Raw genomic sequence first — 11,241 nt, forward strand, 5'->3', positions numbered from 1 at the left:
AAAGGAGCTACCTATTGAAGATAGCTCCTTTTCCTTCTTTCATGCAAACTCACTTATTATTGCTTCATATTAACAAATACACTTTTCACCTCAGTGTAATTGGACAATCCATATTCACCGCCCATTTCACGACCAATGCCTGATTGCTTGTAACCTCCAAATGGCATCGTTTCCCATTCTAACCCAAAATCATTAATCCATACTGTCCCTGCTTGTAGTTTACTAGCAATATAATGTGCCTTTTTCACATTTTCAGTCCAAATGCTTGCAGCAAGTCCATACTTACTGTTATTAGCGCGTGCAATTACTTCATCTACTGTTTCAAACGATAGAATGGACATAACAGGTCCAAAAATCTCTTCTTGGGCAATTGTCATCGTGTCCTGTACATCAGCAAAGATAGTTGGTTGGACAAAATATCCCTTTGGCAGTGCTCGAGCACCACCAGCTACTAAGCGAGCACCCTCCTCTTTTCCTTTTTCGATAAAATGAAGAACAGTGTTTAATTGCTTTTGTGACACTAATGGACCCATATCTGTTTCTAGGTCTAAGCCTGGCCCTACCTTCAATGCTTTAGCCTTTTCTGCGAGTCGTTCAATAAATTGATTGTATAGACTACTATGCACAAATACCCGTGTACATGCGCTACAGTTTTGGCCATGATTGTACATCGTCCCAGCAAATGTTCCTTCTATTGCTTCCTCGACATCTGCATCTGGTAGCACAATAGCAGGAGATTTCCCCCCAAGCTCTAATGTTATACTTTTTACATCATCAGCAGCCTTTTTCATCACATGTATTCCGGTCTTTGTTGATCCAGTGAAGGCTACTTTTGCTACACCCTTATGAGTAACAATCGCTTCGCCCGCTTCTCCCGTACCTGGTACAATATTTACTACACCGTCTGGAAAACCAGCTTGTTTCATTAATTGCCCCACATATAATAATGACAATGGCGTTTCAGCCGCTGGTTTGATGACAACCGTACATCCTACAGCTAACGCTGAACCAAGCTTCCATGCCGCCATGGCAAGAGGAAAATTCCAAGGAATAATTTGACCTACAACTCCAACGGGCTCATGTACAATGTAATTCAAGTAATCCTTCGACACTTGTACAGTCTGGCCTGTAATTTTTGTTGCCCAGCCCGCATAATAACGAAAATGCTGAACTGTGCCATCCACATCATCTGCAAGAGCAATTTTATATGGTTTTCCATTGTCTAATGATTCAAGCTGCGCTAGCTCTTCACGATGTTCTTCTAGTAAATCTGCCAGTTTATAAATAATTCGTGAGCGTTCAGCTGCCTCCATCGTTGACCATTCACCAGCAAATGCTTTTCGAGCAGCTTCTACCGCAAGATCAATATCTTCTGTCTGTGCTTCGCTTACTACCGCAATGACCTCTTCATTAGCAGGATTTAAAACATTCAATACTTTACCTGATTGAGCTTGCACATATTCACCATCGATATACAAGCCGATCGTGGACTGTAGAAATTCCTTTACTTGTGGTTTTAATGTCAACACTGCCTCCATCTTTCATCCCCCTTTGCATTCATATTGTTCAATTGCCAGTACGTCTAAATTAGTCATAATTGCTTTAAGTTGGGCATCTTCTTCCTCTGTTAGTGGGAGTCGTGGTAAACGACAAGGCCCTCCTGCCCACCCTTTTAGTTCCATTGCACGTTTAGTAATTTGTACATATTTACCCGATCCCTCTAAAAAAGCACATAAAGGTAATAAGCGATCGTAAATTGCCCAAGCTGCCTCTAGGTCCCCCTCTTGTACTTGACTATATAATTTTGTCACAAGCTCTGGCACAATATTTCCAGATACAGAAATCCACCCAACAGCCCCAACTAAAAATGATTCGATAGCTAAATCCTCTGAGCCACAAAATACTTTTATATTATCTTGACCTTGACGTACGATATCACGTGCTTTTCCAATATTGCCGCTTGATTCTTTAATATGTGTAATATTCGAAACATCTCTACCTACTTTTAAAATCGTTTCTAAGCCAATATCTACCCCCGAAGTAAACGGATTATTATAGATCATAATAGGGAAGCTTACCGATTCGGCTACTGATTTAAAATGAACATATATTTCATCATCTTTTGGATGTGCGTAATAGGAATTAATTAATAATGCTGCATCTGCTCCAGCCTGTTCTGCCTGCTGTGTATAGACAATTGCCTCTGCAGTTGTTTCAGCTGCTGTACCAACAATCAATGTAATTCGCCCTTTAATTTGATCTACAGCTACTTCTACTGCTTTAAACCGTTCTTCTTTCGTTAAACTCACAAATTCACCTGTACTACCGTTAATAGCAATACCTGTGACCCCTGCTTCAATAAAATGTTCAATATTTTGACGGAAACCATCCCAATTAATATCCGTTTGATTTTTCATCGGGGTTACTAATACAGGAAATACACCTTCTAGTTGTTTCATCTTTATTCCTCCTCTATCCTCTTTCATTACACAATGATAAATCCACGCTGCAAAGGATCTTCACGGTCCACTACAAATTGATGGATTCCTGTGATATAACCTGTTAATGCAATTTCGTAGCCAGCTTCATGCTTTTGTATGATTTCAATGCTGCTACCAAAAATACTGTCATTTTTTTTGACGGCGTCTTCCCCTAAAACTGCTATTAACGCCAGTGTACTGTCTACACCAGGTGAACGTAATATATAGCCATCTCTTTCAAAGGTAACGGACCTAACATAGCCATCTAATTGTTCATACATAATGACCCCATCTGCCGTACTATATTTCTCACTTTCTAGTAATCCCCACGTACTGATTTCTGCTAATTCTTCTAAAACAATAGCTTTAATTTGCCGTGTTTTTTCAACCACCACGTAGCGTCGTTCATTATCAATAATGACTTGCTCACCTTCTAAATGTGCTGGCTTCACTATTAAATGAACGGATAATACGGCATCTCTCTTTTCAGAAAGTTTGACATAGGCTTCATAGACGCCCTTGACTGTTTCAATAGAGTAAGTATTATTTTTTGAGAGTTCTATTGTGCCTTGCTCAATCAATGCTGTCATTGTGGCAACAAGTGCCTCATACTTAAAATTTGTAGAAGCTGCATGCTGGAAAAATAATAAGCGATAAGAAGCAATCGTGGATGGTAAAATAAGGCATCCATTCATCCCACGATGTCCTCTAGGCTCATTTAAAAGCTGTTGTTTTGTAACTTCAAAATGTGTATTTAACTGATGATCCGCTTCCAAAATATCTTCATGCATAAGCATGATTGGGGATTGCACAATGATGCGAAAGGCTTCTCCCACTACTTGTGTATCTATCGTTTGAAAAGACTTATGAAAATTCATGTTTATCCTCCCTTAGTGATCCATTGGCGGAATCATCAAATAGCCCTCTTTTAGTGGGTCCTGATCATTGTAAAAGAAACGATGCATCCCCATTACCCATGCTGATCCTGTTATCTCCGGAATAACAGCTCTTAAACCACTAATAGTTACTTCTTCTAATACACGTGCTTTAAACATTGTCCCCACAATACTTTCATAAACGAAGGACTCATGGAGAGCGAGCTTATTTTTTAAGTAGAGTGTAGCAATTTTGGCAGATGTACCAGTGCCACAAGGAGAGCGGTCAATTCCTCCTGGCGGAACAACAACTGTATTTTTTAAATCTGCTGCTGGGTTGACTGGATCTGTATAAAACTCAATATGTGTAAGCCCATAGATAAACGAGAATTCAGGATGGACAATATCCTCCTCAGCATTTACAGTATTGCGGAGGCGAATAGCCGTGTTAATAATCTTCGTCGAATTGTCTACAGCTAAGTCTAGATTGATTTTTCTAGCATCAATAATGCCGTAAAAGTTCCCTCCATATGCTATTTCACACTCCACTACCCCTAGCTCAGCATCATTGATTTCAATCGTTTTTAATAAAAAGGATGGTACGTTTTTAAAGGTCACTTCCTTCGCTACTCCATCTTCCACATTAATTTGCACATCAATTAAACCTGCAGGTGTGTCCAATTTTATGTTTGTATAGGGTGTAGTGACCTCTATTAAATTTGCTTCAATAAGTGCTGTACAAACCCCTATTGTGTCATGTCCACACATTGGTAAATAACCACCTGTTTCTATATAAATCACGCCAATATCGGCTTCGGGGTGGCAAGGATCTGTAATGATAACACCTGACATTACGCTATGCCCTCGTGGCTCATTCATAAGAAATTTTCGAATCCAGTCATAGTTCTCTTGCATAAATAACATTTTTTCTGACATAGTTTTGCCTTCAAGCTTGGGCATACCACTTATTAATGAACGTGTTGGATTTCCACCCGTATGAGTATCAATCGTCGTAAATAGCTTTTGAAAATTCATTTATGAAGGACTCCTTTCTGAAAACGACTAAGATGAACCGGTTCAGTAGGGATGCATGTATCTTTGTGCTGGAGTAATTCTTGGATAAGCTTTCCGGTAACTGCAGCTAAGCTAATGCCATCTCCCTCATGACCCGCTGCAATATAGAAGCCAGGTACTTCTTCTACTTCACAAATAATAGGCAAATGATCTTCTGTCCAAGGCCTTAATCCTGCATATGTACGAATAATCGACATATCAGCAATTTTTGGATAAAAACGCACTGCACGTCTAGCAATCATCTTTGCCACATCATGATTCACCCTCGTGTCAAAGCCTACAAATTCACGACTACTCCCTATTAAAAAATTCTGTGCCTCTGTCGGTTCAAACACTAAGGCTACTCCATACTTTTCAATATCCGCATCCACCTTACGCTCTCCACCAAACTTTGATATTAAATAACCAAATTCCATAACTTTTCTTAACCCAACTGGTTGCTGACGTGATGCGACCAGTATATGCCCTTTGCGAGGTTTAATGGGAATATCAACACCAAGCATTTGTCCAATAAACGGTGCCCAAATTCCGCAAGCATTAATGACTTTATTGGCGGTTATCCATCCATCATTCGTTTCAAGTAAAAATGTATGATCTGGCTGTTTTTTAATATGCTTGACCTCTGTTTGTTTTTTTATCTTTGCCCCTAACTTCTCAGCTGAATGAAACATAGAAAATGTCAGCATGTATGGGTTCACTGTTGAATCAGTTTTACATTCCAATCCACCGTATAAGTCTTCTGCGAAGTATTTTGATTCGTTCCGCAAATCCTCACGATCTAACATGGTAAAATCTAAGCCCGCCTCTTGTTGTCGATTAACCCATTGTTGTGCAGCCTCCATCTCTAGCTCACTTTCACAAACAAGGATGCTGCCCGGATTTCTGTATTCAAAGCTCATATCTAACTCTCTATTTAGTTCATGAACCAACTTTTGACTAACTAAAGACATTTGACTGTCAAAGCCAGGGTCTTTATCGATTGCTAAAATATTGCCATCACAACGAGAAGAAGTCCCACTCGCAAGTTCGTTTTTTTCAAGTATTGTGATATCTAGGCCGGCCTTTGCGCAATAATAAGCTATTGCTCCACCAATAATGCCACCGCCAATAATTACAATATCATGATGGGATTTCTTCATATCTCCCTCCTCCTTTCTATTCATGACTGTATGATGCAAAAAACATGCCAATCTATCAAACTGGAATTTGTTTGATAAACTAGCCACTATGTGTCAATATTATTTATATTATTCAAAATAATTGGACAAATGATCAATAAGGGGGGACTTATCTTGCATCCATATCATTTAATAATGAATAAAATAGTAAAACGTAACTTTGCTATTACAACTACTGACGACATTGTGACCAAAATTAGCGATGTCAGCAAACAATATTTTGTGATAGAAAATAATAAACCCTATGGAGCAATTCGCGGTAAAAGAAAAAATGATGTTCACTATGTTGCCTGTCATACCATCCAGTCGAATTGCCCGCTTAAAATCGCCATTGAATATATGAAGGACTACGAATTTTTATTAGTTTGTAATGAGGAAAAGCAATATTTAGGATATTTATGGAGAGAGTCCTTAGCATACGACCTTGCCTATGAATTAGAATGCGGAAATGCTTATTTACAAGCCATTTTAAATACTATTAATGAATCATGTACGGTCATAGATGCTGAACAAAATGTTATTTATTGGACAAAGGGTGCCGAAAGCATTTTTTCAGTATCCGGAGAAAATATTATCGGTAAGCCAATCACTCACTTTTTCAAAGAAGATCAACTAGAAATTTTACATACTTTACAGCATAGAAAATCTGTCTATCAACAGCAGCATTTTCCACGGGAGGACCTCGTCGTCATGATTAACTCGAATCCCGTTATGCTGCATGATAAGACAATTGGAGCGGTGGTTGCTGAAACAGATATTACCCATGTCAAAAAATTAAACGAAGAGCTTCATATTACCTCTGAGAAATTGTTAAATTTAGAGAAACAGATGAATACGAATGGCCTAGCCTTTGACCCATTCACCCTTATTCGTGGTAATAGTCCAAAGCTTAAAGAAGTATTAGAAAAAGTAAAAAAGGTCGCAAAAACCGAGGCAAATATTTTAATTTACGGAGAGAGTGGCGTTGGTAAAGAACTGTTTGCACGTGCAGTTCACGCTATTCGAGAAAAATCTGAGGCACCCTTTGTTGCTATAAATTGCGGGGCCATTCCAAGCGGCCTGTTTGAAAGTGAGATTTTTGGCTATGAAAAAGGAGCTTTTTCTGGCGCCCACCAAAAGGGAAAAAAAGGAAAAGTGGAGCTTGCACGTGGAGGCACTTTATTTTTAGATGAAATTGGTGAGATGCCGCTAGAAATGCAAGTCAAGATTTTACGACTGCTCCAGGAAAAAACTTTTTACACAGTTGGCGGCACAAAGGAAATGGACGTCGAATTTAATTTAGTAGCAGCTACTAATAGAGATTTGAAGCAATTAGTGGCAGAAGGCAAATTTAGAGAAGATTTATATTATCGACTGAATGTGGTGAATTTCACCGTCCCCCCTCTTAGAGAACGGGCATCAGATATATTAGAAATAAGCAATTACTTTTTATATGAGAAATCAATTAAATATAATCGACCTATTCAAGGTATCCCAACTGAAATAGCAAATGTTCTTTTAAAATACCATTGGCCAGGCAATGTGCGTGAATTATCTAATGTTATCGAGCGACTCGTTGTTTTTTCTGATGAGGGGGCCATTCATATGGAAGACCTCCCTACTGATATTTTAGCGATGATGCCAAAGGATGAAACATTGGACGTTAAGAGGGAGTTTCCTCTTGGGACAGAGCTCTACAATCAGCTTGAACATTATGAACGAGAAATAATATTAGACCAGCTCGCCAAAGTAAATGGTAATAAAAAAACATGCGCTAAAATTTTGGGTATTACTCGTGCCACTTTATACAACCGTTTAAAAAAATTAAACATAGATGTCTAGTTTTTTTAAATACATGTCAATATTTTTATACACATATTTCGCGTCCACCTATATTTGCTTTTCGTAGTTATTATCTTTTCTTTGGCATAGTTTTTGCATTATGTACTATGTTAAGTATTTTTTATAGTAGAGGTGGAACTATGCAAAATAAATCTATGATTGTATGCCGTTGTGAAGAAATTAGTTATGATGATTTAGTGGAAAGCGCATCAAAATATAAGTGCTCTGCACGAGAACTGAAATTACGAACGCGTGCAGGTATGGGCCATTGTGGCGGTCGTACATGCCGGACTATGGTAGATACTATTGCCAATCTTCATCACCCTCGTAAAAATGATGAGGTTTCATTAAAACATCAAGCCCCTATTCGACCGGTACGATTCTCCGACTTAGGGGAGGTTAACTGATGACAGAACGTATATTAAACCACCCCATTTTAGGGAACATAATACAAAGAGAAAAAGTGACCTTTACTTTTGACGACCATGAGTTTGAAGGTTACCAAGGGGAGTCTCTAGCGGCTGCCTTGCTAGCACAAGGAATACGGACTTTACGCTTGCACGAAGAAACTGGGCAGCCTCGAGGTATTTATTGTAATATTGGACATTGTTTTGAATGCCGTGTCACTGTAAATGGCTTAGAGGGCGAACGAGCATGCTTAACCCCTCTCTCAGATGGGATGGTTGTAAAAAGTGGACAGACACTTCCTACGACAGTAAGAGACTGGAGGAAGAATCATGAACAATAAAGTAGTTATTATTGGAGCTGGTCCTGCTGGGCTTGCGGCGGCCATTACATTAGCGGAAAAAAATATTGCAGTCCTTGTTATCGATGAATATTTATATGCGGGAGGGCGATTGCTTGGACAACTATATGAAGAAAAGCCAGGAACATGGTGGAATGGCATTGTAGAATCTGAACGTTTAGTAGAACGAGCTAAAGCAGTCCATGTTGAATTTTTATTACAAACAAGTGTATCCGACTTAGAAAAAATAGATGAAATGTGGATCATCCATACAACTAAAGGTGTATTTCGCACCCAACATCTGCTACTAGCTACTGGAGCTGCCGAATCGCCTTTCCCAATTCCAGGTTGGACGCTACCAGGGGTAATGTCTGTTGGAGCAGCACAAGTTATGACAAATGTGCATCGCGTGAAGCCGGGTAAACGTGGCGTCATTGTAGGAGTTAATGTACTTTCTTCAGCTATTGCGATGGAATTACAATTAGCAGGGGTTCAGGTAGCCGCTATTACATTACCCCCTGCTAACTTGTTAACAGAAGGGAATAGCAATCCCTTAGAAGTTATGAACTCATTATTGCATGTAGCTCATATGGCTCCCTCCCCTTTTGTTAAGATGGGTAGCAAATTCATGAAAAATGACTTTATGAAAAAACTCGGTATTACCTTTTATCCTAAAAATGGTGTGAAAATGTGGGATATACCTATTATGTTGCGTAAAGCGGTTATTGAAATCGTAGGTAAAGATCAGGTCGAAGGGGTCGTTTTAGCAACTGTGAATACAGACGGCTCTATTGTGCAAGGTAGCGAACAACGTATCAAAGCTGATTTTATTTGTATCGCTGGTGGCCTTTACCCTCTAGCAGAGCTTGCTTCTGTAGCAGGTTGTCCATTTCATTATATCGAACAATTAGGTGGGTTCATTCCTTTACATAATGAACAAATGGAAACTAATTTAGAGGGATTGTATGTAGCTGGAAATATTACAGGAATTGAAGGAGCCAAGGTAGCATTAGCGCAGGGAGAAGTTGCAGCACTTACAATTGCTCAGCGCCTCAATGGAGGAGCATCCAATCATGATATTAAGCTTGCCATTCAAGCTGTTGAAAAAACAAGAGCCACTGCACATATTCAATTTCATCCAGAAATTTTAGCTGGTCGACAGCAGATGAAACAAATTTGGAATGAAACTGTTGGGTCTCTTACTATTCATTAAAAAACTATATGAAAGGGTAAAAGTCTTTTTCTCATCTTCATGAGTAAAAGGCTTTTTTGCTTTATGGCATAAAACATGCAGTACATAGGGTGAGCTTAAAAATTATGAAGGGAGGCTTTCGCCATTTAAACAATCGTCTAACCTAAAGCCGTATACTCACCTCAAATTATATGGTAGGCATAATTGGCGTGATGAAATGAATGCTGGTGATGTATAGTGCACAAATTGTAGAGTGATAATTAAAGATTTTGATTTAAGAAAAAAAGGGGGATACATCTATGGAGACAATCGTTAATACATTGGTCGATTATATTTGGGGAAATGCACTTGTATACTTAGCATTAGGGGTAGGTCTTTACTTTACTGTCCTAACAAAAGCTGTTCAATTTCGTTATATTCCTGAGATGATTCGATTATTACGTGAACGTAAAGAGTCAAAAGAAGGAATCTCATCATTCCAAGCATTTTGTATGGCATTGTCTGGGCGAGTTGGTGTTGGCAATATCGCAGGAGTGGCTACGGCAATTGCTGCTGGTGGACCAGGCGCAGTATTTTGGATGGGTGTTATGGCATTTCTAGGGGGTGCAAGTGCATTTATTGAATCAACACTTGCCCAATTATATAAAGAAAAGGCTGATGATCAATATCGCGGTGGTTCTCCATACTATATCGAAAAGGGTTTAAGACTAAAGGGTTTTGCTATATTTGTTGCATTTGTTATCTGTCTTTCATATGGTGTTCTAGTACCGGGAATCCAGGCGAACACAATTGCCACTTCATTTAATACGGCTTTTCATATTCCGCCCTTTATCACAGGTGCCCTAATCGTCATTCTTTTGGGATTAATCATATTCGGTGGTGTAAAACGCATAGCACGTGTTGCAGATAAAGTTGTTCCTATTATGGCACTTGCCTACGTAATTTTAACACTCATCATATTAGGAGCGAATGTAAGTGAAATTCCAGATATGGTTAAACTTATACTGACAAGTGCCTTTGGTACAAATGCAATTTTTGGAGGCATAGTGGGGACTGCTATCGCCTGGGGTGTAAGACGCTCGGTATTTTCAAACGTAGCTGGAGCAGGAGAAGCAACATTTAGTTCTGCCGCTGCTGAAGTATCTCATCCAGCTAAACAAGGGTTAGTCCAAGGGTTTTCCATCTATATTGATACAATCATTGTCTGTACGGCTACAGCTTTAATGATTCTCATAACAGGTATGTATAATGTTACTCCTCCTGGAACAACGACACCGTTAGTTGAAAATATCCCGGGCGTTGTAGCAGGTACTGCTTATACACAAGCAGCAGTATCTACAGTATTTAATGATTTTGGAAGTGGATTCGTAGCTATAGCAATTTTCCTCTTCGCATTCACTACTTTAATGGCATATTATTATATTGCCGAGACAACTATTGTGTATTTAGATAAAAAGCTTCGCTTCCCATTTTTAAAATTAATATTAAAAGTGATCTTCTTACTAGTTGTTTATGTTGGAAGTGTTCAATCTGTCAGTCTTATGTGGGGTCTTGGAGACATTGGATTTGGAAGTATGAGTTATTTGAACTTTATTGCTATTGTATTATTAACGAAACCAGCGATTCGAGTTTTACAAGATTATGATCGACAAAAAAAGGCTGGCCTCGATCCTATTTTTGATCCAAGAGAAGCCGGCATTAAAAATGCCGAGTTCTGGATAGAATATAGCAATAAGCATAAAAAGAAATGAATAGAAATAAAAAAACAGTCAGCACACAGCTGACTGTTTTTATTGCCTAGCGACGTCCTACTCTCACAGGGGGAAGCCCCCAACTACCATCGGCGCTAAAGAGCTTAACTTCCGTGTTCGGTATG

General features: G+C 39.0%; 10 protein-coding genes and 1 rRNA gene. 5 read left to right on the plus strand and 6 right to left on the minus strand.

The features are described from left to right. Nucleotides 1-56: 56 nt before the first annotated feature. From AC07YC_RS20335 to AC07YC_RS20355, 5 genes are read right to left on the minus strand one after another with little or no spacing between them, the layout of a single operon-like run. Entirely contained in the window at nucleotides 57-1,538 is a 1,482-nt protein-coding gene (locus tag AC07YC_RS20335) for an aldehyde dehydrogenase family protein (protein WP_494920273.1), read from the minus strand. Between the two features lie 3 nt (nucleotides 1,539-1,541). Continuing rightward, nucleotides 1,542-2,459 (minus strand): 4-hydroxy-tetrahydrodipicolinate synthase, encoded by a 918-nt coding sequence (gene dapA / locus AC07YC_RS20340; protein WP_494920274.1) that lies wholly within the window; start codon nucleotides 2,457-2,459, stop codon nucleotides 1,542-1,544. Nucleotides 2,460-2,485: 26 nt separating this feature from the next. Then, nucleotides 2,486-3,358, minus strand: coding sequence for a proline racemase family protein (locus AC07YC_RS20345; protein WP_494920275.1), 873 nt, complete (start codon nucleotides 3,356-3,358; stop codon nucleotides 2,486-2,488). 12 nt (nucleotides 3,359-3,370) lie between these two features. Next, complete coding sequence (locus tag AC07YC_RS20350; protein WP_494920276.1) at nucleotides 3,371-4,390, minus strand: proline racemase family protein; 1,020 nt, start codon at nucleotides 4,388-4,390, stop codon at nucleotides 3,371-3,373. Continuing rightward, nucleotides 4,387-5,568, minus strand: coding sequence for an NAD(P)/FAD-dependent oxidoreductase (locus AC07YC_RS20355; protein WP_336637143.1), 1,182 nt, complete (start codon nucleotides 5,566-5,568; stop codon nucleotides 4,387-4,389). Before AC07YC_RS20355 ends, AC07YC_RS20350 begins: the two co-directional genes overlap by 4 nt. A 174-nt stretch (nucleotides 5,569-5,742) precedes the next feature. On the opposite strand from AC07YC_RS20355, the gene AC07YC_RS20360 reads away from it, so the two are divergent. From AC07YC_RS20360 to AC07YC_RS20380, 5 genes are all read left to right on the plus strand, one after another. Continuing rightward, a complete protein-coding gene (locus AC07YC_RS20360; RefSeq protein ID WP_494920277.1) occupies nucleotides 5,743-7,428 on the plus strand; it encodes a sigma-54 interaction domain-containing protein in 1,686 nt (561 codons plus the stop codon). Nucleotides 7,429-7,568: 140 nt separating this feature from the next. Next, nucleotides 7,569-7,835 (plus strand): (2Fe-2S)-binding protein, encoded by a 267-nt coding sequence (locus AC07YC_RS20365; protein ID WP_494920278.1) that lies wholly within the window; start codon nucleotides 7,569-7,571, stop codon nucleotides 7,833-7,835. Next, nucleotides 7,835-8,176 (plus strand): (2Fe-2S)-binding protein, encoded by a 342-nt coding sequence (locus AC07YC_RS20370; protein WP_036120995.1) that lies wholly within the window; start codon nucleotides 7,835-7,837, stop codon nucleotides 8,174-8,176. Before AC07YC_RS20365 ends, AC07YC_RS20370 begins: the two co-directional genes overlap by 1 nt. Beyond that, nucleotides 8,166-9,386, plus strand: a complete 1,221-nt coding sequence (locus AC07YC_RS20375; RefSeq protein ID WP_336637140.1) for an NAD(P)/FAD-dependent oxidoreductase — start codon at nucleotides 8,166-8,168, stop codon at nucleotides 9,384-9,386. The genes AC07YC_RS20370 and AC07YC_RS20375 overlap by 11 nt, the downstream gene beginning before the upstream one ends. Before the next feature lie 278 nt (nucleotides 9,387-9,664). After that, nucleotides 9,665-11,116 (plus strand): alanine/glycine:cation symporter family protein, encoded by a 1,452-nt coding sequence (locus tag AC07YC_RS20380; RefSeq protein WP_336637139.1) that lies wholly within the window; start codon nucleotides 9,665-9,667, stop codon nucleotides 11,114-11,116. A 44-nt stretch (nucleotides 11,117-11,160) separates the two neighbouring features. Here the strand turns inward: AC07YC_RS20380 and rrf are convergent. Next, nucleotides 11,161-11,241, minus strand: a 5S ribosomal RNA gene (rrf, locus tag AC07YC_RS20385); the annotation flags it as partial.

It is taken from the genome of Lysinibacillus sp. GW247-5R2A, from assembly GCF_059424475.1.

Coding starts and splice junctions, on each gene's coding strand:
- AC07YC_RS20335 (WP_494920273.1), bottom strand. CDS start 1,538: ATGGAGGCAGTGTTGACATTAAAACCACAAGTAAAGGAATTTCTACAG.
- dapA (WP_494920274.1), bottom strand. CDS start 2,459: ATGAAACAACTAGAAGGTGTATTTCCTGTATTAGTAACCCCGATGAAA.
- AC07YC_RS20345 (WP_494920275.1), bottom strand. CDS start 3,358: ATGAATTTTCATAAGTCTTTTCAAACGATAGATACACAAGTAGTGGGA.
- AC07YC_RS20350 (WP_494920276.1), bottom strand. CDS start 4,390: ATGAATTTTCAAAAGCTATTTACGACGATTGATACTCATACGGGTGGA.
- AC07YC_RS20355 (WP_336637143.1), bottom strand. CDS start 5,568: ATGAAGAAATCCCATCATGATATTGTAATTATTGGCGGTGGCATTATT.
- AC07YC_RS20360 (WP_494920277.1), top strand. CDS start 5,743: ATGAATAAAATAGTAAAACGTAACTTTGCTATTACAACTACTGACGAC.
- AC07YC_RS20365 (WP_494920278.1), top strand. CDS start 7,569: ATGCAAAATAAATCTATGATTGTATGCCGTTGTGAAGAAATTAGTTAT.
- AC07YC_RS20370 (WP_036120995.1), top strand. CDS start 7,835: ATGACAGAACGTATATTAAACCACCCCATTTTAGGGAACATAATACAA.
- AC07YC_RS20375 (WP_336637140.1), top strand. CDS start 8,166: ATGAACAATAAAGTAGTTATTATTGGAGCTGGTCCTGCTGGGCTTGCG.
- AC07YC_RS20380 (WP_336637139.1), top strand. CDS start 9,665: ATGGAGACAATCGTTAATACATTGGTCGATTATATTTGGGGAAATGCA.